At 71.4% G+C, this 24,536-nt stretch carries 21 protein-coding genes; 17 read left to right on the top strand and 4 right to left on the bottom strand.

The features are described from left to right. Positions 1-67: 67 nt before the first annotated feature. On the bottom strand, positions 68-1,216 hold the full coding sequence (locus tag BK819_RS13275; protein ID WP_083391797.1) for a M20/M25/M40 family metallo-hydrolase: 1,149 nt from the start codon (positions 1,214-1,216) through the stop codon (positions 68-70). A gap of 93 nt (positions 1,217-1,309) precedes the next feature. Here BK819_RS13275 and BK819_RS16885 point away from each other — a divergent pair, with 93 nt between their 5' ends. The 11 genes from BK819_RS16885 (at position 1,310) to BK819_RS13220 (ending at position 13,190) form a co-directional block, all read left to right on the top strand. Continuing rightward, positions 1,310-2,086, top strand: a complete 777-nt coding sequence (locus tag BK819_RS16885; RefSeq protein WP_177173845.1) for a GNAT family N-acetyltransferase — start codon at positions 1,310-1,312, stop codon at positions 2,084-2,086. Then, positions 2,083-2,772 (top strand): MurR/RpiR family transcriptional regulator, encoded by a 690-nt coding sequence (locus tag BK819_RS13265; protein WP_071329560.1) that lies wholly within the window; start codon positions 2,083-2,085, stop codon positions 2,770-2,772. Before BK819_RS16885 ends, BK819_RS13265 begins: the two co-directional genes overlap by 4 nt. After that, positions 2,769-3,917: an o-succinylbenzoate synthase gene (menC, locus tag BK819_RS13260; RefSeq protein ID WP_071329559.1), complete on the top strand. Its 1,149-nt coding sequence runs from the start codon at positions 2,769-2,771 to the stop codon at positions 3,915-3,917. Before BK819_RS13265 ends, menC begins: the two co-directional genes overlap by 4 nt. A gap of 32 nt (positions 3,918-3,949) precedes the next feature. Continuing rightward, positions 3,950-4,837 (top strand): aminotransferase class IV, encoded by an 888-nt coding sequence (locus tag BK819_RS13255; RefSeq protein ID WP_071329558.1) that lies wholly within the window; start codon positions 3,950-3,952, stop codon positions 4,835-4,837. 1 nt (position 4,838) lies between these two features. Beyond that, positions 4,839-5,951: a dipeptidase gene (locus BK819_RS13250; protein ID WP_071329557.1), complete on the top strand. Its 1,113-nt coding sequence runs from the start codon at positions 4,839-4,841 to the stop codon at positions 5,949-5,951. After that, positions 5,948-6,661 (top strand): type 1 glutamine amidotransferase, encoded by a 714-nt coding sequence (locus BK819_RS13245; RefSeq protein ID WP_071329556.1) that lies wholly within the window; start codon positions 5,948-5,950, stop codon positions 6,659-6,661. Before BK819_RS13250 ends, BK819_RS13245 begins: the two co-directional genes overlap by 4 nt. Next, positions 6,658-8,184, top strand: a complete 1,527-nt coding sequence (locus BK819_RS13240) for a serine hydrolase (RefSeq protein ID WP_083391794.1) — start codon at positions 6,658-6,660, stop codon at positions 8,182-8,184. The genes BK819_RS13245 and BK819_RS13240 overlap by 4 nt, the downstream gene beginning before the upstream one ends. 84 nt (positions 8,185-8,268) lie before the next feature. Continuing rightward, positions 8,269-9,882, top strand: a complete 1,614-nt coding sequence (locus BK819_RS13235) for an ABC transporter substrate-binding protein (protein ID WP_071329555.1) — start codon at positions 8,269-8,271, stop codon at positions 9,880-9,882. Positions 9,883-9,928: 46 nt separating this feature from the next. Next, entirely contained in the window at positions 9,929-10,876 is a 948-nt protein-coding gene (locus tag BK819_RS13230) for an ABC transporter permease (protein WP_071329554.1), read from the top strand. A 20-nt stretch (positions 10,877-10,896) separates the two neighbouring features. Beyond that, a complete protein-coding gene (locus BK819_RS13225; RefSeq protein ID WP_256209472.1) occupies positions 10,897-11,685 on the top strand; it encodes an ABC transporter permease in 789 nt (262 codons plus the stop codon). Next, entirely contained in the window at positions 11,682-13,190 is a 1,509-nt protein-coding gene (locus tag BK819_RS13220; protein ID WP_071329552.1) for an ABC transporter ATP-binding protein, read from the top strand. Before BK819_RS13225 ends, BK819_RS13220 begins: the two co-directional genes overlap by 4 nt. On the opposite strand, the gene BK819_RS13215 is transcribed toward BK819_RS13220, so the two are convergent. Further along, positions 13,180-13,821, bottom strand: a complete 642-nt coding sequence (locus tag BK819_RS13215) for a pentapeptide repeat-containing protein (RefSeq protein WP_071329551.1) — start codon at positions 13,819-13,821, stop codon at positions 13,180-13,182. The two genes, BK819_RS13220 and BK819_RS13215, sit on opposite strands and share 11 nt — an antisense overlap. A gap of 252 nt (positions 13,822-14,073) precedes the next feature. Between BK819_RS13215 and BK819_RS13210 the strand changes: the two genes are divergently transcribed. The 5 genes from BK819_RS13210 (at position 14,074) to ndk (ending at position 20,823) form a co-directional block, all read left to right on the top strand. Continuing rightward, positions 14,074-14,925, top strand: coding sequence for an endonuclease domain-containing protein (locus tag BK819_RS13210; RefSeq protein WP_256209471.1), 852 nt, complete (start codon positions 14,074-14,076; stop codon positions 14,923-14,925). Positions 14,926-15,238: 313 nt separating this feature from the next. After that, on the top strand, positions 15,239-18,643 hold the full coding sequence (gene ileS / locus BK819_RS13205) for an isoleucine--tRNA ligase (RefSeq protein ID WP_071329550.1): 3,405 nt from the start codon (positions 15,239-15,241) through the stop codon (positions 18,641-18,643). Then, complete coding sequence (locus BK819_RS13200; protein WP_060921675.1) at positions 18,640-19,992, top strand: folylpolyglutamate synthase/dihydrofolate synthase family protein; 1,353 nt, start codon at positions 18,640-18,642, stop codon at positions 19,990-19,992. The genes ileS and BK819_RS13200 overlap by 4 nt, the downstream gene beginning before the upstream one ends. Beyond that, on the top strand, positions 19,989-20,405 hold the full coding sequence (locus BK819_RS13195) for a DUF4233 domain-containing protein (protein WP_256209470.1): 417 nt from the start codon (positions 19,989-19,991) through the stop codon (positions 20,403-20,405). The genes BK819_RS13200 and BK819_RS13195 overlap by 4 nt, the downstream gene beginning before the upstream one ends. 1 nt (position 20,406) lies before the next feature. After that, positions 20,407-20,823: a nucleoside-diphosphate kinase gene (gene ndk / locus BK819_RS13190; RefSeq protein ID WP_071329548.1), complete on the top strand. Its 417-nt coding sequence runs from the start codon at positions 20,407-20,409 to the stop codon at positions 20,821-20,823. Between the two features lie 67 nt (positions 20,824-20,890). Here ndk and BK819_RS13185 read toward each other — a convergent pair whose 3' ends face one another. Continuing rightward, positions 20,891-21,502: a vitamin K epoxide reductase family protein gene (locus BK819_RS13185; protein ID WP_071329547.1), complete on the bottom strand. Its 612-nt coding sequence runs from the start codon at positions 21,500-21,502 to the stop codon at positions 20,891-20,893. A gap of 282 nt (positions 21,503-21,784) precedes the next feature. Here BK819_RS13185 and BK819_RS13180 point away from each other — a divergent pair, with 282 nt between their 5' ends. Continuing rightward, positions 21,785-24,220 (top strand): Rne/Rng family ribonuclease, encoded by a 2,436-nt coding sequence (locus BK819_RS13180; protein ID WP_071329546.1) that lies wholly within the window; start codon positions 21,785-21,787, stop codon positions 24,218-24,220. Here BK819_RS13180 and BK819_RS13175 read toward each other — a convergent pair. Next, a complete protein-coding gene (locus BK819_RS13175) occupies positions 24,182-24,451 on the bottom strand; it encodes a DUF4031 domain-containing protein (RefSeq protein ID WP_071329545.1) in 270 nt (89 codons plus the stop codon). The two genes, BK819_RS13180 and BK819_RS13175, sit on opposite strands and share 39 nt — an antisense overlap. Positions 24,452-24,536: the final 85 nt, after the last annotated feature.

The raw sequence follows: 24,536 nt of genomic DNA, 5'->3' as shown, positions 1-24,536 counted from the left end.
CACGTCGCAGACATCCGGAACGTATCTCGGGCCGTTCGGGTCGGGCACGGGAACCGGAATCGTATCGTCACTCCGCCGTGACGGTGAGCACGGCACGCAGGAGCGCGATGCGTTCGTGCAGAGAGGAGCGCAGGAAATGCTCGTCCACCGCATGCGCGCCGCCGCCTCGGGGACCGAAGCCGTCGACCGTCGGCACCCCGCGTCCGCCGAGGAGGTTCGTGTCACCGGCTCCGGCAGCGGGGCGGCCGTCGACCTGCTGGCCGAGCGCGGCACCGGCCACGGCGATCCGGGCCAGGAGGGCGCTGTCCGCCGCGGAGGCCTGCCAGGCAGGGCGGGCGCTCAGGACGGCGACATCGACGCGGGCGCCGGGGCGTACGGGGGTCAGGCCGCGGAGAGCGGCGAGGACGCGTTCCTCCGAGCCCGGGTCGAGGAAGCGGAGGCCGACCTCGGCGGCAGCTTGCGCGGGGATGACGTTGGTGCGGGCGCCGCCGTCGATGACGCCGACGTTGCAGAGCACCGGGCTCGGCAGGGCGGGGTCGGCCACGATCGCGCGGACCCGGAGGAGCTGGTCCACGAGTTCGTCGATCGCGGAGACGCCGTGCTCGGGGTCGAGCGCGGCGTGGGCTGCGCGTCCGGTGACGGCGATGCGCACCCGGGCGCTGCCGCGGCGGCCGACCTTGAGGGCGCCGTCGGGATGGGGGGACTCGAAGCCGATGGCGCAGGCCGCGCCCCTGGCCCGTTCCGCGAGCAGGGGGCCCGAGACGGGGGAGCCGATCTCCTCGTCCGCGACGAGCACGATCCGCACGGCGCGCCGCTGCGCGAGCGGCAGGGGCTGCAGGCGCCGCAGGGTCTCCAGTATCACGACGATGCCGGCCTTCATGTCGTACGCGCCGGGGCCGCGTACGACATCGCCGTCCTCGGCCCACGGCAGATCGTCCGCCAGGGTGCCGACCGGCCACACGGTGTCGGTGTGGCCGATGAGGAGGACCGGGTCTCCGGTGCCGGGGACGTCGATGACGAGATCCGTCCCGAGCTCGTGCGGGATCCGCTGGACGCTGCCGCCGACGCCGGCGAACCAGGCGGACAGCAGGTCGGCGATGCGGGCGCTCGCCTCCGTGTCGCGGCTCGGCGTCTCGATCAGCACGAGTTCGCGCACGAGTGCGATGATGTCGTCGGAAGGATGGTCCCCGTCGCGCACTGCCGAGAGAGTCGTCACGGTTACGAACCGTATCTTGCCCCTTGATCGCCCCGCAACCCGCCGATAGCATCGCTCTCAGCAGCAGGACTCCTCGATCTTAGGAAACGTATCGTGCCTCATTCTTCGGTGGCCGCCGGTGTCGCCCACGGCTGCCGCGAACTCACCCGGTACACCGAGTTCCGTGAGGCCGCCGCGCTGTACGCCCGCGTCTTCGCGTACACGGAGAACGAGTACGCCCTCAACGCCAACCTGCTCACCGCCCTCGCCCGCAACGGCGGTTCCGCGGTCGGTGCCTTCGCCGACGACGGGGAACTGATCGGGTTCGCGTACGGCTTCGCCGGCTGCGACACCGCGGGTGCCTCCTTCCACTATTCGCAGGCGGCCGCCGTGGACGCCGCATTTCAGGGGCGGGGCGTCGGCCAGGCCCTCAAGCGGGCGCAGCGCGACGTGGCCGTGCGCTGGGGGCAGCGGACGATGCGGTGGACGTTCGATCCGCTGCTCTCGCGCAACGCCCATTTCAACCTGAGCTCCCTCGGGGCCGTCGGCATCGCCTACGAGCGGGACTACTACGCCCGCCCCGACACCGACCGCCTGGTGGTCTCGTGGGACCTGGACGCCGCCGAACGGCCTTCCCACCGGTCCCTCCCGGTCCCTCCCGTGCTCGGGTCGGACGACTGGGGGCGAGCCGTGGCGGCGGACGGCGGCACCTGGATCGCGATCCCGACCCGTCCCGGCGAGCTCGACGTCGAGGCTCGCGCAGTGCTCCGGCGGGAGCTGGAGCGGACGATGACCGCGGTGTTCCGCCGCGGAGACGTCCTCGTCGGGGCCACCCGCCTCGACGACGACACGGCGGTCTACCGCGCGACACCCGGGGAGGGCACGGCATGAACGACCACCATCACGACCAGGAGGATCGCGACCTCGTCTCTCCGCGAGACCGCTACGGCGAGCGCATCCGCACCAACCTCTCCGCCGAGAGCATCCAGGCGCGGATCATCGAGACGGAGCAGCGCACGCTCGCCCAGACCTTCGAGGAGCTCAGCCGTTCGGCTCAGGTCCCGCAGGCCGCCGCGCTGCTGCTCGGCGCACGACGACGGTACGTGGCCGGCGAGGGCAAGGCGGCGGCGTACGCGCAGCTCCTCAACGCGGATCTCTCGGCGACGCTGTCGAACGTCTTCCTCGTCGACGGGCACGCGCTGCAGCCGCTCACCGTGCTCACGGACGTGCGGGCCAGTGACGTGCTCATCGCGTTCTCGCTGCGGCGCTACCGCGAGGAGACCGTCCGGCTCGGGCGGCTCTTCCATGAGGCCGGCGGTCAGCTCGTCGTCATCACCGACAGCGAGGACGCCCCGCTCGCATCGATCGCGACCTCGCTCATCCGGGTGCGCACCGGATCGGCGTCGTACGCCGACTCGCCGACCCCGGTCGCGGCCGTGTGCCATCTGCTGAGCGCGCTCACCACGGCGAGCGCGAAGGGAGCGCGTCGGCGGCTGGCCGAGCGCGACCGGCTGGTGGCCCGCCTGGGTCTCTACGGCCCCGAGACGGCGCGGGCCCGCCCGGAGGAGGACGCGTGAGGGTCGTCCGCGTCCGGCTGTTCGCCCTGCGTCAGCCGCTGCGCCACAGCTTCGAGACGAGCTCGCACCGCAAGTCCGGCATCGAGCACGTGCTCGTCGAGGTCACCGATGCCGACGGCCAGACGGGGTGGGGGGAGATCGCGTCTCCGAGCGACCCGTTCTACGGTGCGGAGACCACGGTCACCGCGTGGGAGATCGCGACCCGCTACCTGGTGCCCGTGCTGCTCCGTGCCGAGGGGGAGGAGCCGGCGGAGCTGGAGTCGTCGTGGGCGCGGGTCCGCGGGCACGAGTTCGCGAAGGCCGGGTTCTCCGGAGCGGTGTGGGACCTGGTGTCGCGGCGGCGGGGGATCGCGCTCGCCGCGGCGCTGGGCGGGACGCGTGACGAAGTCGTCGCAGGGGTGTCGCTGGGCATCGAGGCGTCGATCGACGAGCTCCTCGCCCAGGTGGAGCTGCAGCGCGCCGCCGGCTACCCCCGCGTCAAGCTCAAGATCGCTCCGGGATGGGATGTCGAGCCGGTGCGTGCTGTGCGCGGGGCTTACCCCGATCTGGATCTCCACGTGGACGCGAACGGCGCCTACGCCGATGACGAGCGGGCGGCCGCGGTGTTCGCGCGCCTGGATCGCGAGGCGCTGACCATGATCGAGCAGCCCTTCGCGCCACGGGATCTCGTGGCCCACGCCGATCTGCAGGCGCGGCTCGACACGGACGTGTGCCTGGACGAGTCTGTCGTCGACCTCGGCGACCTGGGGACCATGATCCGGCTGGGAGCGGGGCGGGTCCTCAACATCAAGGTGTCGCGGATGGGCGGGCTCACCGTCGCCCGCGCCGCGCACGACATGGCGCGGGACGCGGGCATCCCCGTGTGGTGCGGCGGGATGCACGAGTTCGGCGTCGGGCGGGCTGCGAACGTCGCGCTGTCCTCGCTCCCGGGATTCCTGCTGCCGTCGGATGTGTCGGGATCGGACAAGTACTACGAGTCGGACATCATCGAGCCTCCGGTGACCGCGGTCGCCGGTCGCGTCACGGTCCCCACCGGACCGGGGATCGGACACGAGGTGCTCGCCGAGCGCATCGCCCGTGACGCGTCCCGCGTCTTCGACTCCTCCGTGGCCGAGGCCCCTGAGGCCGTCCTGACCGCGGGCTGACCGGCCCCCGAACCCTGCGAGAGCGGAATCCCATGCGCGCACTGCTGCTGTACCGACTCGATCTCGCCGCCGAGCCCGCGGAGGACGGGATCCATGCCGTCGATCCACGGGAGCCGATCATCCGGGCGACCGACCTCGGCGTGACCCGCGGCGACGGCGTGTTCGAGACCGCCGTGGTGCGCGGAGGCAGGCCGCAGGCCCTGGAGGCGCATCTCGCGCGGCTGGAGCGTTCGGCGCAGCTCCTGGGGCTGCCCGCGCCAGGCCGCGAGCGGTGGGCGCGGGCGGTGCGCCGCGCGGCCGCCGAGGTCTCCCGCCCCGGAGTGCTCCGCGACGGGGAGATCGCCTCGATCAAGTTCGCGATGACCCGCGGGGACGAGATCGACGCGGCCGGCCCGACGGGGTGGGTGCTGGGCTTCGCGGGAGAGGACCCGGAGGCCGTCCGCGCGCGGGGCGTCTCCGCGGTGGTGCTCGACCGCGGGTACCGGCACGACGTCATGGAGACGGCACCCTGGCTGCTGCAGGGAGCGAAGTCCCTCGCCTACGCCGTGAACCAGGCGGCCCTGCGGGAGGCACGGAGCCGGGGTGCGGACGACGTCGTCTTCGTCAGCACCGACGGGTTCGTCCTCGAAGGGCCGCGGTCGACGCTGATCGCGCGGCTCGACGGGGCGCTGGTCACGCCACCGCCCGAGTATGGGGTGCTCCCCGGGACGACCCAGGCCGACGTCTTCGCGGGACTCGCCGAGGTGCCCTCCCGCGTCGGTCCGATGGTGCGGGACGATCTGGAGCGGGCGGACGCCCTCTGGCTCTGCTCCAGCACCCGGGGTGCGGTGCCCGTGCGCGAGCTGGACGGTGTCGCGCACGCCGTGGACCCGGTACTCACCGCGCGGATGAACGCGGTGCTGGATGGACGAGAGGACTGAGATGGTCGACGCGGACCTGCCGATCGATCGGGTGATCGACGGCCACAACGATCTGGCCTGGGCGAGCAGGACGCTGCTCGGCTATCGGGTCGCGGAGCTCTCCGGGGCGGTGGCGGCCACGCAGACGGATCTGCCGCGACTGACCGCGGGCGGGGTCGCCGGCCAGTTCTGGTCGGTCTGGGTCGATCCCGTGCTGGAGGGGGCGGAGCAGGTGGTGGCCACGCTCGAGCAGATCGACTTCGTGCACCGCCTCGTCGACGCCCACCCGCAGCGCTTCGCGATTGCTCGGACGGCGGCCGACGCGCGTGCGGCGATGGCGGAGGGGAGGATCGCCTCGCTCATCGGCATTGAGGGTGGCGACCAGCTCGGCGGATCGCTGGCCGTGCTGCGGCAGTTCGCGCGTCTCGGCGCGCGGTATCTCACCCTCACCTGGTCGCGGACGATCGCCTGGGCGGATTCGGCGACCGACGAGGCGCGCCACGGCGGTCTGACGGACTTCGGACGCGAGGTGGTGCGCGAGATGAACCGCATCGGTGTGCTCGTCGACCTCTCGCACGTCGCTCCGACGACCATGCGGCAGGCCCTGGAGGTCACGACCCGCCCGGTGATGGTGAGCCATTCCGGCGCCTTCGCCCTGTGCGACCACCCCCGCAACGTGCCGGACGACGTGCTCGCCGCGATCGGCGCGCAGGGCGGCGTCGTGATGGTGCCGTTCGTCCCCACGTTCGTCTCGCAGGCCCGTCGCGACTGGTGGGAGGCGGGGGGAGAGGGAGAGGCCCCGCGCGTCGGTGTCGCGGACGTCGCCGATCACCTGGATCACGTGCGTCGCGTGGCCGGCGCGCAGGCGGTCGGGATCGGCGCCGACTACGACGGCTCTGATGCGATGCCGGACGGTCTCGGCGACGTCTCGGGGTACCCGGCGCTGTTCGCCGAGCTGCGGCATAGAGGCTGGTCGGAGGACGACCTCCGGGCCCTGGCGCACGAGAACGTCCTCCGCGTGCTGGAGGGGTCGGACCCCGACCACGAGGCCTTCCTCGCGGGCGGCGCAGGAGAGCCGGCCGCAGCCGCGCTCGTGCCGGCGGTCGACACGACGATCCGGGGAGGGGCGCTGTGACCCCGCGCGTCCTCGTGATCGTGAACTCCGCGAGCTCCGGCCCGCGCCGCCTCGGCACCTGGCTGCGGGAGAAGGCGATCGCTGTCGACGAGATCGTGGGAGCCGAGCAGTCGCTGCCGACCTCTCTGGACGGCTACGCTGGACTCGTCATGCTGGGCGGCGGGCTCATGCCGGACGACGATGATCGCGCGCCGTGGCTCGCGGCCGAGCGGGCGCTCGCCGCGGAGGCCATCGACCGTGACCTCCCCACCCTCGGCATCTGCCTGGGCGGTCAGCTGCTCGCCCACGTGGCCGGCGGCGAGGTCGCCGAGAAGACCGGACCCATCGAACGCGGCGCGACCCCCATCCGCCCCACCGCGGCAGGACGTGCCGACGCCCTGTTCGCGGCCCTCGGCGATGAGGCTCCGATGATCGAGAACCATCAGGACATGATCACGCGGCTGCCATCCGCGGCGGTGCTGCTGGCGACGAGCGCCGCTGTCGAGAACCAGGCCTTCCGGCTGGGGGCGCGAGTGCGCGGGGTGCAGTTCCATCCGGAGGCCTCCGCCGCCGACCTCGCGCGCTGGGATGATGCCGCGCTGCGGGGCGAGGGGCGTTCTCTTCCCGCCCTCATCGCCGCCGCCGAGCGCGTGCACGACCACAACACCGCGGCCAGCCGCGCGCTCATCGAGGCCTTCGCCGACGAGGTGCGCGCCGGGGTCCCCGTATGACCGGGCAGGATGCGGATCTCCTCGTCACCGCCGAGTCCGCCGCGGAGGCCCTCCGCCACGGCCTGGACGAGCGCGCGCGTCATGCCGCTCCGGCCGCCATCTCCGCGGTGGCCGAACGGGGAAGCATCCGCGCAGTGCTCACCCACGGCCATCCACGCGCCGATGAGGCCCCGACGACGCGGGACACCGTCTTCCGCATCGCCTCGATGTCCAAGAGCTTCCTGGCCGCCACCGTGCTCTCCCTTCGAGACCGCGGCCTGCTCGACCTCCACGCGCCGATCCGCACCTATCTGCCGGAAGCCCGGCTGCGGCATCGGGGTGCGGACGTCGAGGTCACCGGCGACCTGCTGCTCTCCAACCGGTCCGGTCTGGGGGAGGACAACGCCTGGGTGGACCGGCATCTCGGCGCCTCCCGTGCGGAGATCGCCGCCGTGTTCGCAGGTGGGGTGCGCCTCGCGGCCGCGCCGGGAACCGTCTACCAGTACTCCAACCTCGGCCAGTCGCTGCTCGGCCGCGTCGTGGAAGCGGTGACGGACCGGGCCGTGGAGGACGTGATCCGGGAGACCCTGCTCGAGCCCCTCGGGCTGCGCCGGACCGCGCACGTGTCGGACGGCTACGCGCCGGAGACGCTGGCCGGCGGTTTCCGGACGTTCGACGACGGCACCACGTTCCGCCCCGAGCCGTTCGTGGGGTCCGGCGCGCTCGGCTGCATCGGCAGCATGTTCAGCACCGTCGACGACATCGCGAGTTGGATGTGGTTCCTCGGCTCGGCCTTCACCGACGACCCGCTGGCGCCCGCCGTGCTGGCTCCGGCGTCGCGACGGGAGCTGCAGCAGGCCCGCACCCCCATCCCGGTGCCGTCGGCGATGTTCGACGGGCGCGACCTCGCGGGGGCCGGCTACAGCTACGGCCTCTTCGTCGAGGACGACCGGCGGTTCGGGCGGATCGTGCAGCACTCCGGCGGTCTTCCCGGATTCTCGGCGCACATGCGCTGGCACGCGGCCAGCGGCATCGGCGTCGTCGCCTTCGGGAACTCCGACGAGTTCGGCGCCCGGCGGATCGCAGGCGCCGCGCTCCAGCAGCTGCTCGAACGGACGGACGCCCCCTCCGCGATCCTGCACCCGTGGGCGGAGACGGTCGCCGCCGCGCAGGCTCTCGACGCCGCGATCCGCTCGGGACGGCCCGCCGCCACGTACCCGTTCCTCGCCGACCATGTGCTCGATGACATCCCGGCCGGCGTCCGCGATGCCCGGCTGGCGGCACAGGTCCAGGAGATCGGCGGATTCCGCGCGGACCAGGACCCGTTCCCCAACCGTGTGGTGGCCGCGGCGACGGAGGCCGAGTTGCGCTGGCGGATCGCGGGGAACCGCGGCGACCTCCTCGTCGACGTGCGGCTGGTCGGGCTGCCGGAGCCTCGCGTGCAGGGGGTGAGCGCGGCGGTCGTCGCGCCAGGACAGATGCGTGTTGAGGGGGAAGGGGTCGGGGCCGCGGAGCGACACCGGATCATCCTGCCGTCGCCCTGATCCCGGGTCGGACACAGATCGACCGGGTCCAAAAAACCGCCCTAGGATGGAGACATCCCGACCCGTCCGTTCTGAGGAATCCTCATGCCCGCCACCCCTGTGCGTCGCCTCCTGCCCTTCGCCGCCCTCGCCGCCGCCACCGCCCTGGTGCTGAGCGCGTGCGCCGGCCCGTCCACGGAGAACGACGGCGGTGAGCTCGTGTGGTCGATCGAGGGCGCGAACCTGTCCGCAGGGCACATGGACCCGCAGGTGAGCCAGCTCGACGTCTCCGGCATGGTGCAGCGCGCGGTGCTCGACTCCCTGGTCTTCCAGGAGGACGACGGCACGTTCAGCCCGTGGCTCGCGAAGAGCTGGGACGTCTCGCCGGACAGCACGGAGTACACCTTCACGCTGCGCGACGACGTGACCTTCACCGACGGCGAGCCGTTCGACGCGGAGGCCGTGAAGGCGAACTTCGACCGGATCGTCGACCCGGAGACCGCCTCGGCCCAGGCGGCGAGCATGCTCGGCGCGGACTTCTACGCCGGAACCGAGGTCGTCGACGACCACACGGTGAAGGTCTCGTTCACGCAGCCGTATGCGCCGTTCCTGCAGGCGGCCAGCACCCCGCAGCTCGGCTTCTACTCACCGGCCGTGCTGGCCGAGTCGGCCGACAAGCTCAAGGCGGGCGGCCCCGACGTCACGGTCGGCACCGGACCCTTCGTGCTCACCGAGTACACCGCCGACCAGGAGATCGTCTACACGCGCAACGACGACTACGCCTGGGGTCCGCACGAGACGAAGGCGCCGGCGTTCGAGACGCTGCGCGTGCAGATCCAGCCGGAGGCGTCGGTGCGTACCGGAGTGATCGAGAGCGGCGAAGCCGACCTCGCCAGCAACATCCCGCCGAACCAGGTCGCCGGTCTGGACGACGCCGGCGTCACGGTCGACTCGGTGGAGTACCCCGGACTGCCGTACTCGCTCTACCTGAACGAGAAGTACGGCGTCTTCGCCGACGAGAAGGTGCGGCAGGCGTTCGCCCGCGGCATCGACGTCGACGCGGCGGTCGAGGAGATCTACTTCGGACAGTTCCCGCGGGCATGGAGCGTCCTCGGCAGCACGACCCCGGGCTATGACGCGTCGCTGGAGGACTCCTGGCCGTTCGATCAGGACGCCGCGAACGCCCTGCTCGACGAGGCCGGGTGGACGGAGCGCGACGCCGACGGCATCCGCATGAAGGACGGCGAGCGCCTGTCCGTGCGGTGGATCGCCTGGACCCCGGTCCCCGACGACCGCGCGGCGCTGGCCAACGCGATCCAGTCTGACCTCAAGGCCATCGGCTTCGAGGTGCAGCGCGAGGAACTGGAGCCCGGTGCCTACAACGCCCAGTACGAGCCCAAGACGTTCGACCTCACTGACTGGGGCTTCTCCGGCGTGGACGCCGACTTCCTCCGCGCGCACCTGCACACCGACGGCTTCCAGAACGCCTCGCAGGTGAGCGATCCGGAGATCGACGCGCTCCTGGAAGAGGCCGTCGCGTCGAGTGATCAGGACGCCCGCAACGAGCTCTACACGCAGCTGCAGGAGTGGAACGCGGAGTACACCGCGATCGTCCCGCTCTACAGCCCCTCGGCGATCACGGCGGTCGGCGAGCGCGTGCAGGGTCTGGACTACGACCTCTACGGGCGGCCGCTCTTCTACGATGTGAGCCTCGGCTGACATCCGGCGGCCGTCGTATCGAGGGAGCGGGCGGGGTGATCGAACCGTGACGGCGGCGCTCGGCCGCGCCCTCGGGCTCCTCGCCTCGGTGGTCATCGTGCTGTGGGGCGCCGCGACGGTCGCGTTCCTGGCCTTCCGGGTGATCCCCGGCGACCCGGTCTCGGTGATGCTGGGCCCGCAGGCGCAGGTGAGCGAGGCGGTCAAGGACGGCATCCGCGCCGATCTCGGTCTCGACCGCCCGCCGCTGGAGCAGTACGTCGGCTTCATCGGGCAGCTCGCCCGCGGCGACCTCGGCGAGTCGTACCAGCTGCGGCTGCCCGTGACCGAGGTCATCGGACGACAGCTCGGCGCGACCGTGCAGCTCTCGGCGCTGGCGCTGGGGATCGCCGTCGTCCTCGCCCTCGCGGTCGCCGTCTTCGTGCGGGGCCGTGTCGGGCGCACGGTGGCCGCCGGCGTCGAGCTCGTGGTGCTCTCCTCACCGGTGTTCTGGATCGGGCTGCTGCTGCTCAGCGTCTTCGCGTTCGGTCTCGGCTGGTTCCCCGTCTCTGGCACCCGCAATCCGGTGACCATCGTCCTGCCGGCGATCACGCTCGCCCTCCCGGTGGCGGCGCTGCTCAGCCAGGTGCTGCGCGACGGGTTGATGCAGGCGGAGCGGATGCCGTTCGCGGAGACGGTCCGTGCCCGTGGCGCCGGGCCGACCTGGTTCACGCTGCGGCACGGGGTGCGGCACGGCGCCGCGTCGGCGGTCACCCTCGCGGCCTATCTCACCGGCTCGGTGCTCGGGGGCGCGGTCCTCGTAGAGACGGTGTTCGCCCGGCCCGGCGTGGGGCGGGTCACCCTCGCCGCCATCAACGACCGGGATCTCCCCGTCCTCACCGGGATCATCCTGCTGAGCGCTCTCGTGTTCGTCGTCATCAACGTGGTGGTGGAGCTCGTGCATCCGCTGATCGACCCCCGCGTCGCCGCCTCCTCCCGACCGGGAGCCGTCCGATGAGTCGGGGGGAGCGACTCCTGTTGAGCTCCGCCGCGGTCGTGCTGGTCGTGGTCGCCATCGCCGCCCTCTGGCCGGGACTGCTCGCCACGCACGATCCGCTGCAGACCGAGGTGCGGGCCGCTCTGCTGCCGCCGAGTGCCGAGCACCTCTTCGGCACCGATCAGAGCGGCCGCGATGTCTACTCCCGCGTGGTGTTCGGCGCGGGGCGCTCGGTCGGGATCGGACTTCTCGCCACCGCCATCGCCCTCGCCGCCGGCCTGCTCGTGGGCGCGCTCGCCGGCATGTCGCCGCGGGGCGTGGACGTCACCCTCATGCGCATCAACGACGTGCTCATGGCGTTCCCGGAGTTCCTGGTGGCGCTCGTCGTGGTGGCCGTGCTGGGACCGGGACCGGTGAACATCGCCATCGCGGTGACGCTGGCCGCGGCACCCGTGTACGTGCGGCTCGCCCGCGTGCAGACCCGGACGCTGCGGGTGGCGGAGCACGTCGAGGCCGCCCGCATCCTCGGCGTGCCTCCGCTGCGGGCGTTCCGCCGGCACGTCATCCCGGGAGTGCTGGGATCGCTGAGCGTGCTGGCGACCATCGGTATCGGGTCGAGCATCCTCGCCGCGGCCGGGCTGAGCTTCCTGGGCCTCGGGCCGTCCGAGCCGACGCCGGAGTGGGGCCTCATGCTCGCCGGCGGTCGCAACGTGCTCGGGCAGGCGTGGTGGGTGTCGGTCTTCCCCGGTCTGGCGATCACGCTGACGGTGGTGTGCGCGACGGTGATCGGACGGATCCTCCGGGCTCGGGCAGACGGGAGGGACGCATGAGTGCGGCGCTGGAGGTCGAGGGGCTGCGGATCGGCTTCGCGGGGACTCCCGTCGTGGAGGGCGTGTCGTTCGCGGTGGAGGCCGGCGAGTGCGTGGCGATCGTGGGGGAGTCGGGGGCGGGGAAGTCGCTCTCGGCCCGCGCTCTGCTCGGCCTCACGCCGCCCGCGGCCGACGTCGCCGTCGACCGGCTCCGCATCGATGGGGTGGATGCCGCCGCCCTGACCGAGCGCGGTTGGCGGCGGCTCCGGGGCACCGGGATCGGCCTCGTGTCGCAGGACGCCCTCGTCTCCCTGGACCCGCTGCGGCGGATCGCGGATGAGATCGCCGAGCCGCTGCGGCTGCACCGCCTCGTGCGCGGTCGGGCGGCCCTCGCCGCGCGGGTGCGGGAGATTCTCGGACGGGTGTGGATGCCCGACCCCGACCGCCGCGCACGGCAGCGTCCGCAGGAGCTCTCCGGAGGGTTGCGGCAGCGCGCGCTCATCGCCTCGGCGCTGGCCGGGAACCCCGCGGTACTCGTCGCGGATGAGCCCACCACGGCCCTGGATGCGACCGTGCAGGCCCGGATCCTCGTGCTGCTGCGGGAGATCGCCGACGACGGCACCGCCGTGGTGTTCATCAGTCATGACTTCGCGGCGGTGCGGCGGGTGGCGGATCGCGTGCTCGTGATGAAGGACGGCCGGATCGTGGAGTCCGGCCCGGTCGCGGAGGTGCTCGCCGCCCCCCGGCACCCGTACACGCAGCAGCTCCTCGCGGCGACGATGCACGAGCCGCGGGAGGAGCGTGCGGCGTCCTCGGAGGCCGTGGTCGTCGCGGAGAAGGTGTCCAAGGCTTTCGGCGGGGTGCCCGCGGTCGTCGACGCGTCGTTCACGGTGACCGCCGGTCGGACGCTCGGCATCGTCGGCGAATCCGGATCGGGCAAGACGACCCTCGCCCGGATGCTGGTGGGCGTGGAGACGCCGGACACCGGGGCGCTGCGGTGGACCGGGGCACCGCGGGTGCAGCTCGTGCACCAGAACCCGCTCGGCGCCTTCGACCCGCGGTGGACGGTCGGGCGGTCCCTGGAGGAGGCGCTGGAGGCGGGGGGAGTGCCGCGCGGTGCCCGTCGGATGCGGGTCGCGGCGCTGCTCGCGGAGGTCGGCCTCGACGAGAGCGTCGTGGTGCGACGACCGGCGGCGCTGTCGGGCGGACAGCGGCAGCGGGCGGCCCTGGCCCGCGCCCTCGCGGCGGGCCCGGACGTGCTGGTGCTGGACGAGCCCGTCTCCGCTCTCGACCCGTCGGTGCGGGAGCGGGTGCTCCGGCTCCTGGCGCGGGTGCAGGAGGAACGGCGGCTGACGATGGTCTTCGTCTCCCACGATCTCGACGTCGTCGGCGCCGTCGCGGACGACGTCCTGGTCATGCAGGACGGCCGGATCGTGGAGCAGGGGCCCACGGCGGCGGTGTTCGCCGCCCCGCAGCACCCGTTCACCCGGGAGCTGCTCGCGGCGAGCGGCCCCGTCAGTCCGTGACGATGATCCCCAGTCCCGCCGCCATCACCGGGGCGAGCTGCTGCACCTGAACCGACGAGAGCGTGGTGCCGCGGAGGCTCTGGACGTCGAGGTAGGACAGCACGTCGAGGCCGCGGAGGTCCACATCCTTCGCGCGTAGGCCCCGGGGGTCGACCTCGTCGCTGCGCGTGGCCTGGAACCGGACGCGCGTGAGCTCGGCCTGCGGGATGTCGATCGTGCGGATCGCGCAGGCCGCGATGTCGAGGTCTTCGGCGCGGGCGGCGCCCAGGTTCAGATAGTCGATGCGCACGTCGCGCAGCTCGAGTTCCGCCACGCGGGCGTCGCTGAGGTCGAGGGTCCCGATGCGCCCTCCCGTGATCCGGAGCCGACGGATGCTCGCGTTCCGCAGCCGGAGCGCCGCGATGCGCGGTTCCGGAAGATCGACGTCGAGGAGCGTGGCCCCGGTGAGGTCGACGCTCTCGGCGTCCGCCTGCACCGCGCACTGCTCGAGCGTGGCGTATGCGAGGTCGACGGTGCCGGTGAGCTCCAGGGCGGCGGCGAGGAGATCGGCGCGGCGCGCGGCTTCACGGGGCTCCAGCACGGGCGGCAGATCAGGCGCGGACACACGGGGTGCGGTCGGGGGCTTCGGCATCCTCCGAGGCTATGTCCTCCCTCCGACACCCCAGTTTTCCTCCTTGCTCCTGCGGGAGCTCGCTGATCTGCGCCGCGTCGCAGGCTCTCGGCGGGAACGTCCGACGGGGCGGGAATCTGCGACATCGAGCGGGGGTCCGGAGGAGGGACTCGGGCTGCACGGGAGGGGGAGTGGGGGGAGTTGTGCACAGGGAATGGGAGGAGGTGGCCGAGGCTGGGAACGAGGGAGGGGCAGGGGAGCAGTATCAGGGCCATGAACGGGATGAGGCGAACGCGGCTGCTGCAGGCGATGCGCGAGGTCGACGGAGTCGCGCGGGTCGAGCGGCTCCGGGAACGCGGGGTCAGTCGGTACGACCTCGAGACGGCGCTCTCGGAGCGGATGATCCACCGGGTGCGGGTCGGGTGGGTGGCGCTGCCCGATGCTGATCCGGCTCGGGTGACCGCGGCGCAGCACGGTGTTCTGCTGGCGTGCGTGACGCAGGCGCGACGGCTGGGACTCTGGGTGCATGACGAGAGACCCCGCCTTCACCTCGCCGCCAGCCCGGGCAGCCGGGGAGGGAAGCCGTCGGAGGCCCGCGTGCACTGGGCACGGCCTCTGGTCCCGCGACACCCCGATGTCCTGGAGGACCCGATCGAGAACGTGCTGAGCCTGGTGTCCACCTGCGAGCCGTACGAGCAGGCGCTCGCGACCTGGGAGTCGGCATTGAACAAGGGGCTCGTCGATCGAGAAAGGCTGCTCCGCCTCCCGTGGGGACCGCGCGGTCGGCGGCTCCTGGCCGAGGCGCTGCCGTTCGCGGATGCGGGGCTTGAGACCTACCTGCGCGTGCGACTGCGCTGGCTCCGGCTGCCGCTGCGCTTCCAGACATGGATCGCCGGGCATCGGGTGGACGCTCTGATCGGCGAGCGACTCGTGCTGCAGATCGACGGCGGCACCCACGTCGGAGCCCAGCGCGACCAGGACAACCGTCACGATGCGGAGCTGAAGCTGCGCGGCTTCCACGTCATCCGTCTGGGCTATCACCAGGTGATGGACGAGTGGCCTGCAGTGCAGGACCTCGTCATGCGCGCCATCGCCCAGGGACTGCATCGTGCGCGCACGGCGTGATGTCGCAGATCCCGCCGCGGGTCGCAGGGCTGTCTCCAGATCCTGCGACGCCGAAGGGAATCCGCGGGGGGGAGGAGCACGCGTACAATGGGCACACGAGCATCGATCCGGCCATCACCGGGGAGCTCTCGGAAGAACGGTCCGGCGACGGACTCAGTAGAACCGAGCGGGGCAGGCCCGTCACAGCCGCAGTGAGAGTGGTCCGTGGGTCTCTGAGCTTGTCGAGGGGATGCAGGGGCACGCGAGGTGGTACCGCGGTCCGCGAGGATCGTCCTCGCAGCAGCATCCGCCACGACGACCACTGCGAGAGACCATGACCTACCCGCGCTCCTCTTTCGGCCCCGCAGCCGACCAGGCCGCCACTGTGGCGCCGAGCCCCCGCTTCCCGCAGATCGAGGAGGAGGTGCTCGACTTCTGGAAGACCGACGACACCTTCCGCGCCTCCATCGAGCAGCGCGAGGGCGCCCCCGAGTGGGTGTTCTACGACGGCCCTCCCTTCGCGAACGGTCTGCCGCACTACGGCCACCTGCTCACGGGTTACGCGAAGGACGTGTTCCCGCGCTTCCAGACGATGATCGGGCACAAGGTCGACCGCGTCTTCGGATGGGACACCCACGGGCTCCCGGCCGAGCTCGAGGCGATGAAACAACTCGGGATCACCGAGAAGAGCGAGATCGAGGAGATGGGGATCGACGTCTTCAACGAGAAGGCGCGCTCCTCGGTCCTGAAGTACACACGGGAGTGGGAGGACTACGTCACCCGCCAGGCCCGGTGGGTGGACTTCGAGCGCGGATACAAGACGCTCGACCTCGGATACATGGAGAGCGTGCTCTGGGCCTTCAAGACCCTGTACGACAAGGGGCTCGCCTACGAGGGCTACCGCGTCCTCCCGTACTGCTGGCGCGATGAGACGCCGCTGTCCGCGCACGAGCTCCGCATGGATGACGACGTCTACCAGATGCGACAGGACCCGTCGGTCACGGTCACCTTCCCGCTCACCGGAGCGAAGGCCGAGGCGCTGGGGCTCACCGGGGTGCGCGCTCTCGCCTGGACGACGACGCCGTGGACCCTGCCGACCAACCTCGCGCTCGCCGTGGGGCCGGACATCGAGTACGTCGTGCTGCCTGCCGGTCCCGCCGGCGCCTCCGACGTACACCAGGGGCGCGCCGCTCCCTCGGCCGACCAGCTCGCGGTCGAGGCCTCCGCGCACCGCTACCTGCTCGCGAAGGATCTGCTCGGCGGGTATGCCAAGGATCTCGGCTACGAGAGCCCGGAGGACGCGCACGCCGCGGTCGACGCCACGCTGCGCGGTGCGGAGTTGGCGGACGTCACCTACGACCGCCTGTTCGACTACTACGCGGACGAGGAGACCTACGGCACGGAGAACGCCTGGCGCATCCTCGTCGACGACTACGTCACCACGACCGACGGCACCGGCATCGTCCACCAGGCACCCGCCTACGGTGAGGACGACCAGCGCGTCGCCGGCGCTGCGGGCATCCCCACGATCCTGTCCCTCGACGACGGCGGCCGCTTCCTCCCGAACGTCACGGATGTCGCGGGCGAGCTGTGGATGGACGCGAACACCCCGCTCGTGCGGATCATCCGCGACAACGGCCGCCTGGTGCGGCTGCAGAGCTACGAGCACTCCTACCCGCACTGCTGGCGCTGCCGGAATCCCCTGATCTACAAGGCCGTGTCGAGCTGGTTCATCCGGGTCACCGACATCAAGGACGACCTTCTCGCGAACAACGAGCAGATCACCTGGGTGCCGGAGAACGTGAAGGAGGGGCAGTTCGGCAAGTGGCTCGAGGGCGCCCGCGACTGGTCGATCAGCCGCAACCGCTACTGGGGCTCGCCCATTCCGATCTGGAAGAGCGACGACCCGGAGTACCCGCGCGTCGACGCCTACGGCTCGCTGGAGGAGCTGGAGCGCGACTTCGGCACGCTGCCGCGCAACCCCGAGGGCGAGGTGGACCTGCACCGCCCCTACATCGACGATCTGACGAGGCCGAACCCCGACGACCCCACGGGCAAGAGCACGATGCGGCGCATCGGCGACGTCTTCGACGTGTGGTTCGACTCCGGCTCGATGCCGTACGCGCAGGTGCACTATCCGTTCGAGAACCAGGAGTGGTTCGACTCGCACTCCCCGGCGGACTTCATCGTGGAGTACATCGGCCAGACCCGCGGCTGGTTCTACGTCATGCACGTGCTCTCGACGGCGCTGTTCAACCGCCCGGCGTTCACGGGCGTCAGCTGCCACGGCATCGTGCTCGGCAGCGACGGCTACAAGATGTCGAAGTCTTTGCGCAACTACCCGGACGTGTCCGAGGTGCTGGACCGCGACGGGTCCGACGCGATGCGCTGGTTCCTGATGTCGAGCGCAGTGCTCCGCGGCGGCAACCTCATCGTCGCCGAGGAGGGCATCCGGTCCGGCGTGCGGGAGTTCCTGCTGCCGCTGTGGAACTCGTGGTACTTCTTCGCGACGTATGCGAATGCGTCGACAGGCTCGGCACCCCAGGGAGGCGGGTACGAGGCGTCGTGGCGCACCGACTCGACGGACGTCCTCGACCGGTACATCCTCGCGCGCCTGGGCGACCTCGTCCGCGAGGTCCGGGCCGATCTGGAGGGTCTGGACTCGACCAGCGCGTCCGCGCGACTGCGCGACTTCGCTGAGGTGCTGACGAACTGGTACATCCGCCGCTCGCGCGACCGGTTCTGGGTGGGCGTGACGGACGACCCGAAGAGCCGCGAGGCCTTCGACACGCTCTACACGGTGCTGGAGACGCTGTGCCGCGTGGCCGCGCCGCTCGTCCCGCTCATCAGCGAGCGCGTGTGGCAGGGCCTCACCGGCGGGCGCAGCGTGCACCTGCAGGACTGGCCCGATGCGGATCAGTTCCCCGCAGCCGACGAGATCCGCGACGCCATGGATGCGGTTCGTGAGCTGTCGAGCGTCGGCAACGCGCTGCGCAAGAAGGAGAAGCTGCGCGTGCGGCTGCCGCTCGCACGGCTCACGGTGGTCTCTCCGCTGGCGGCCGACCTCGGCCAGTTCGAGGACATCCTCCGCGAGGAGCTCAACGTGAAGACCGTCGAGCTCGTCCCGCTGACCGACGAGGCGGCCGGGGAGTACGGCATCAGCCACCGGCTGAGCGTGAACGCCCGCGCTGCGGGTCCGCGCCTCGGCAAGGACGTGCAGAAGGCCATCCAGGCCGCGCGCTCGGGTGACTGGTCCGAGACCGACGGCGTCGTGACCGCCGGCGGCATCGCGCTGGAGCCCGCCGAGTACGACCTCGTCCTCGAGACCACGGGTCGCCCCGAGGGGGAGGCTCTGGCCATCGTCCCGTCCGGCGGCTTCGTCCTGCTCGACACCGACACGACGCCGGAGCTGGAAGCCGAGGGCATCGCCCGCGACGCCATCCGCGTCGTGCAGGAGGCGCGCAAGAACGCCGGGCTCGACGTCAGCGACCGGATCGTGCTGGCCCTCAACGCCGCTCCCGCGGAGGCGGCGGCGCTGGAGACCCATGCCGACCTCATCGCCGCCGAGACGCTCGCCGTGGCGTTCGCCGTGCAGCCGACCGACGACCTCGACCGGCTCGTCGACGAGGTCACCAGCCCCGGAGACGGCGTGCATCGGAGCGGGGCGAAGGCCCTCGGGGCCGGGAAGGCGCCGCTCCTCGTCACGATCGACACGAACCTGGAGAAGGTGGGCGCATGAGTGCGAGAGACCGGGCCGATGCCGTCTACGAGACGCTGCTGAGCCGAGCCGGAGAACGCTGGGTGCAGCCGCGCAAGGAGCGGACGGCGCGGATCCTCGAGTACCTCGACGATCCGCAGCGCACCTACCGCGTCATCCACATCACGGGCACCAACGGCAAGACGTCGACCGCGCGGATGATCGAGAGCCTGCTGCGTGCTCATGATCTGCGCACCGGTCTGTTCACGAGCCCGCACCTGGAGCGCTTCACCGAGCGCATCATGATCGACGGCGAACCGATCGCCGACGAGGCCGTCGCCGACGCCTGGGACGAGATCGAGCCGTTCGTGGGGATCGTCGACGCCGAGCTCGAGGCGGCGGGGGAGGCCCCGCTGACGTTCTTCGAGCTGCTCACGGTCCTCGCCTTCGTCGCGGTCGCCGACGCACCCGTCGACGTGCTCGTCCTCGAGGTCGGCATGGGGGGAGAGTGGGACTCCACGAACACCGCGGACGGCGACGTGGCGGTGTTCGCTCCGATCGACATCGACCACGCGGATCGCCTGGGGAGCACCATCGCCGAGATCGCCCAGGTCAAGGCCGGCATCATCAAGGAGGGCGCCGCCGTCGTCTCCGCCCAGCAGCCGGCCGAGGCCGCCGAGGTGCTGCGCCGCGTGGCCGCGGAGCGCCATGCCACCATCGCCTTCGAAGGCGAGGACTTCGGGCTCGCCGAGCAGAAGCTCGCCGTCGGCGGTCAGCTCCTCACCATCCGGGGCCTCGCGGGGCAGTACGAGGAGGAGTACCTGCCGCTGTACGGCGCGCACCAGGGCCACAACGCCGCGCTGGCCGTCGCCGCGGTCGAGTCGCTCATCGGCGGCGCCGGCCAGGCGATCGCCGGCGGCGTGATCTCCGACGGACTCCAGGGCAGCACGTCTCCCGGCCGCCTGCAGCTCCTCGGCATCGCTCCCACCGTGATCGTCGACGCCGCGCACAACCCGCACGGCGCCGCGGCGCTCGCCCAGGCGCTGGACGACAGCTTCGACTTCGACGAGTGGGGCCTCGTGCTCGGCGTCCTCGCGGACAAGGACGCGGCGGGGATCGTCGCGCGGCTCGCGCCGGCCGCCGCACACGTCTTCGCGACCGCGCCGGAGTCGGACCGCGCCAGCGATGCCGACCTCATCGCCGATCTCGTCGAACAGGCCGGACAGCGCGCCACCGTGCACCCGTCCCTCGCAGACGCCGCGGACGCGGCCCGGGAATGGGCGGCCTCGTCGGATCGTCGGGCCGTGGTCATCGCCGGGTCCGTCGTGCTCGCCGGCGAGGCGATCGCGCTCTCCGAAGAGGAGGACTGGAAGTCGGGGTGGCGCGCATGAGCGCCGCCGCGGCCCCGCGTCGACCCCGCGCACCACGTACCCTCGTGCAGAAGCTCGCCCCGGTGGTGCTCGGTTTCGAGGCGATCGTCGTCTTCCTCGTCGGTCTCACGATCTTCGGCCTGAAGGCTCTGCCGGCGGGAATCGAGCAGTGGTGGGGCATCGTGGGCGGTGCCGTCGTGGCCGTGGCCTGCGTCGTCATCGCGGGCATGATTACGAAGCCCTGGGCGATCCCCGCCGGGTGGATCGTGCAGATCGTGGTCGCGCTGTCGGCCATCGCCGTCCCCGCCGTGCTTCTCGTCGTCCTGATTTTCGGCGGCATGTGGGCGTATGCGACCATCATGGGGGCCCGCCTGGACGCACGACGCCCGAGCGAGGCTCCGACCGCGCAGAACGCAGACACAGAGAGTGAATGACATGGCCACCGAAGAAACCCTCGTCCTCGTCAAGCCGGACGGTGTCGCCCGCGGCCTCACCGGAACGATCCTCGCCCGCATCGAGGCGAAGGGCTACGCGCTCGTCGACATCCGTCTCGTCGAGCCCGACCGCGACCTGCTCGCCGCCCACTACGCCGAGCACGAGGGCAAGCCGTTCTACGAGCCCCTTCTCGAGTTCATGATGTCCGGTCCCTCCGTGGCGATCCGCCTCGCGGGCAACCGCGTCATCGAGGGCTTCCGCTCCCTCGCCGGCACGACCGACCCCACGACCGCTGCGCCGGGCACCATCCGCGGTGACTTCGGCCGCGACTGGGGCCTCAAGGTGCAGCAGAACCTCGTGCACGGCTCGGACAGCCCCGAGTCGGCCGCTCGCGAGCTGGGCATCTGGTTCGACTGAGCCCGAGTATCACGACGAAGCCCGTCCGCCGGAATGGCGGACGGGCTTCGTCGTTCTCGTGGAGAGATCAGAAGAGGATCTTCGCCATCTCGCCGAGGAAGTCGAGTCCCTGCAGCTGCGCCAGGAAGATGACCAGCGCGTAGGCGAGGACGGTCGCCAGCGGTACCCATGGCATGAGCTTCTCGGCAGCGGCACGGACCTTCGCGTTGCCCGTGAAGGTCCCGTTGCGGGCGAGGTGCACCATGGTGGCGAAGAAGGTGGGGATCGTCACCGCCCAGGTGACCATGCACCAGGGGCAGAGCACGAAGAGGTCGTAGAGGCTCTGGGCGATCAGCCAGCACACGAGACCGAATGCGAAGGTGATGCCGACCCCGAACGCTGCCCAGAACCATCGGGGGAAGCGTGCGCCGGCGAGGATCGCGACACCGACCACGAGCGGCGCCATCCAACCCGTGAGGCCGATGATCGGGTTCGGGAAGCCGAAGACCGAACCCTGCCAGGACTGCAGGTTGGTACTGCACTGGATGAACGGGCTGAGATCGCACCCGAGCGCTTCCTGGGGGTTCTCCAGCAGCGCGAACTTCTCGACCGTGAGCTGGAAGGCGGCGTACCAGCCGATGACGCTCGCGATGATCAACCACACGGCATAGACGACGGGGCGGGTGCGCTGCTCGCTCATGCTCAGGATTATCCCAGCGACGGCTATGGAAAGGGCGAGAACCGCCCGGAGAAAACGCGTGATGAGCGACGGGATGCCGCGATCGGACCGACTTGGTGCGATAATGACCTGTGATGCGATGAACGGCGTTGCCGCGACACGTGTCGAGCAGACTTCGGGGCCCATGCCCCACGCGACCAGAGCCATGAGCCGGTCGCAGGCCGATTGAGTTCGCGGCACCCGCGGGTGCCGCATGAGATTTCACGGGACGCGCAGTGGACCGTGCCAGGGAGCACGCCAGAGATGGCCGATGAGAACAATGACAACAACGCCCCCGCCCTCGACGCCCCGGCTGATGCCGCGGAGCCGCTGACGGCGACCGCCGACGCTCCGGGCGTCGAGACGGAGAGCGACGCTTCCGCGGCGCAGGCTCCCTCAGAGGACGTCCCTGTGGAGTCCGACGCTCCGACGGAGTCCGAGGCTGCTGCGGAGTCCGAGGCTTCTGCCGAGCCTGAGGGTCCGGCTGAGGCTCCCGCAGAGTCCGACGCTGCCGCTGAGTCCGAGGCTCCCGCAGAGTCCGAGGCCCCTGCCGAGCCCGAGGCCGCTCCTGAGCCGGAGGCCCCGGCCGACCCGGAGAAGCCCGCCGCCGTCACCGCCGTTTCGCTCGGTCTGCTGCCCGAGGTCTTCGTGTCGCAGGTGTCGACGCAGCTGCACTTCTACGCGCCGGAGATCGTCCCGCTTCCTGCACGCCCCGGTCGCGACGACCGTGCACCGGAGCGTGACCAGGAGGAGTCTGGGGGAGGGCGCCGGGGGCGTCGTCGCCGCGGCGGCTCCGAGGGCGACGAGCAGCGCGACGAGCCGCGGCAGCGCCAGCGGGTCGTCGAGTACATCACCGAGCCGAAGGCGATCAAGGGCTCGACGCGCCTCGAGGCCAAGAAGCAGCGCCGTCGTGACGGCCGCGACGCCGGTCGCCGTCGTCCTGTCGTGACCGAGGCCGAGTTCCTCGCGCGTCGTGAGTCCGTCGACCGCAAGATGGTCGTGCGCTCCAAGAACGGCCGCACGCAGATCGGCGTCCTGGAGGACGGCGTGCTCGTGGAGCACTACGTCGCTCGCAACCAGGACGCCTCGCTGATCGGCAACGTCTACCTCGGTCGCGTGCAGAACGTGCTGCCCAGCATGGAGGCCGCGTTCGTCGACATCGGTCGCGGCCGCAACGCCGTGCTCTACTCGGGCGAGGTGGACTGGGACGGCGTCGAGACCGGCAACCAGCCCCGTCGCATCGAACTGGCGCTCAAGCCGGGCGATCGCGTGCTCGTCCAGGTCACCAAGGACCCGGTGGGTCACAAGGGTGCCCGCCTCACGAGCCAGATCTCGCTGCCCGGCCGCTACCTGGTGTACGTGCCCGGCGGTTCGATGAACGGCATCAGCCGCAAGCTCCCCGACAACGAGCGGGCGCGACTCAAGCGCATCCTCAAGGAGGTGCTGCCGGAGTCGTCCGGCGTGATCGTCCGCACGGCGGCCGAGGGCGCCACCGAGGAGCAGCTGACCCGCGACGTGCAGCGCCTCACCTCGCAGTGGGAGCACATCCAGAAGCAGGTCGAGAGCCAGCAGGCTCCGGCGCTCCTGCACGCCGAGCCCGACCTGCTCGTGAAGATCGTCCGGGACGTCTTCAACGAGGACTTCACGAAGATGCTCATCCAGGGCGAGGAGTCGCAGCGCACGATCCGGGCGTACCTGGAGAGCGTCGCGCCCGACCTGCTCGAGCGCGTCGAGGCGTACGAGGACGACGTCGACCCGTTCGACGCGTTCCGCATCACCGAGCAGATCGAGAAGGCGCTGGACCGCAAGGTGTGGCTGCCCTCCGGCGGTTCGCTCGTGATCGACCGCACCGAGGCCATGACGGTCGTCGACGTCAACACCGGCAAGTTCGTCGGCTCGGGCGGAAACCTCGAGGAGACCGTCACCAAGAACAACCTCGAGGCCGCGGAGGAGATCGTCCGCCAGCTGCGCCTGCGCGACATCGGCGGCATCATCGTCGTCGACTTCATCGACATGGTCCTGGAGTCCAACCGCGATCTCGTGCTTCGGCGCCTGATCGAATGCCTGAGCCGCGACCGGACCAAGCACCAGGTCGCCGAGGTCACCTCGCTCGGGCTCGTGCAGATGACGCGCAAGAAGCTGGGGCTCGGCCTGCTGGAGACCTTCAGCGAGGCGTGCGAGGTCTGCGCCGGTCGCGGCGTGATCGTGCACCACGACCCGATCGTGAAGCACCGCGCGAACGGCAACGGCAACAGCAACGGTGGCAACGGAGGACGCCGGCAGCGCGGTAACGGCAACGGTAACGGCAACGGCGGGGGCACCAATCACTCCACGCCCGCCGCACCGCCGGTGACCCACGCCATCACCGAGGGGGCGAAGTCCGCTCTCGCGCAGATCGCTGCCTCCACCATCGTGCCGGCCGGCGAACCGGCTGCCGAGGTCCCGGCCGCCGAGCCCGCTCCGGCGTCCGCATCCGAGCGCCCGAAGAAGGCCCGGAAGAAGCGCGGCGACCGCAAGGGGCCGAAGACGCCGACCGAGGAGCTGCTCGACTCGGTGCTGGACGCGCTTCCGGAGCCCAAGGCGCCGGGTCAGGGCCGTGGACGGCGCCGGGTCACCACCGCCGCGCTCTCCGGCACGCCGGTGTCCGTGAACTCGGAGGCGTCAGTGCCGCCGGTCGCGTCCGCGGACCCGGAGGCCTGAGGCGATCAGGCGCCGGACGAGCTCCTTGCCGGGGACGTGCTGCGCACCACCGGCGATGAGCCGGGGAACGGCGTCCTCCGGGACGTCGTAGTGGTCGAGGTCGAAGGCCCGGGCGGGGATGCCGTGCGCGTGGGCGAACGCGTGCAGCTCGTCGAGGTTGTCGTCGCTGACCAGGTGCGCCCACAGGCGTCCATGGGCGGGCCAGCGGGGGTCGTCGACGAGTACGGTCACTCCGTCAGCCTACGACCGGCCCCGTCACCCGGCTCACTTTGCGAGGTCAGCCGGCATCCGGTAAAGTAGTCCCTTGGTGCGCATG

The organism is Microbacterium sp. LCT-H2 (assembly GCF_001866135.1).
In the GTDB taxonomy this organism is placed as follows: Bacteria; Actinomycetota; Actinomycetes; order Actinomycetales; family Microbacteriaceae; genus Microbacterium.
This window is presented reverse-complemented; position numbering and strand designations above follow the sequence as displayed.

Coding starts and splice junctions, on each gene's coding strand:
- BK819_RS13250 (WP_071329557.1), top strand. CDS start 4,839: ATGGTCGACGCGGACCTGCCGATCGATCGGGTGATCGACGGCCACAAC.
- BK819_RS13255 (WP_071329558.1), top strand. CDS start 3,950: ATGCGCGCACTGCTGCTGTACCGACTCGATCTCGCCGCCGAGCCCGCG.
- BK819_RS13180 (WP_071329546.1), top strand. CDS start 21,785: ATGGCCGATGAGAACAATGACAACAACGCCCCCGCCCTCGACGCCCCG.
- BK819_RS13185 (WP_071329547.1), bottom strand. CDS start 21,502: ATGAGCGAGCAGCGCACCCGCCCCGTCGTCTATGCCGTGTGGTTGATC.
- BK819_RS13210 (WP_256209471.1), top strand. CDS start 14,074: ATGAACGGGATGAGGCGAACGCGGCTGCTGCAGGCGATGCGCGAGGTC.
- ndk (WP_071329548.1), top strand. CDS start 20,407: ATGGCCACCGAAGAAACCCTCGTCCTCGTCAAGCCGGACGGTGTCGCC.
- BK819_RS13220 (WP_071329552.1), top strand. CDS start 11,682: ATGAGTGCGGCGCTGGAGGTCGAGGGGCTGCGGATCGGCTTCGCGGGG.
- BK819_RS13200 (WP_060921675.1), top strand. CDS start 18,640: ATGAGTGCGAGAGACCGGGCCGATGCCGTCTACGAGACGCTGCTGAGC.
- ileS (WP_071329550.1), top strand. CDS start 15,239: ATGACCTACCCGCGCTCCTCTTTCGGCCCCGCAGCCGACCAGGCCGCC.
- BK819_RS13215 (WP_071329551.1), bottom strand. CDS start 13,821: ATGCCGAAGCCCCCGACCGCACCCCGTGTGTCCGCGCCTGATCTGCCG.
- BK819_RS13240 (WP_083391794.1), top strand. CDS start 6,658: ATGACCGGGCAGGATGCGGATCTCCTCGTCACCGCCGAGTCCGCCGCG.
- BK819_RS13265 (WP_071329560.1), top strand. CDS start 2,083: ATGAACGACCACCATCACGACCAGGAGGATCGCGACCTCGTCTCTCCG.
- BK819_RS13195 (WP_256209470.1), top strand. CDS start 19,989: ATGAGCGCCGCCGCGGCCCCGCGTCGACCCCGCGCACCACGTACCCTC.
- BK819_RS13235 (WP_071329555.1), top strand. CDS start 8,269: ATGCCCGCCACCCCTGTGCGTCGCCTCCTGCCCTTCGCCGCCCTCGCC.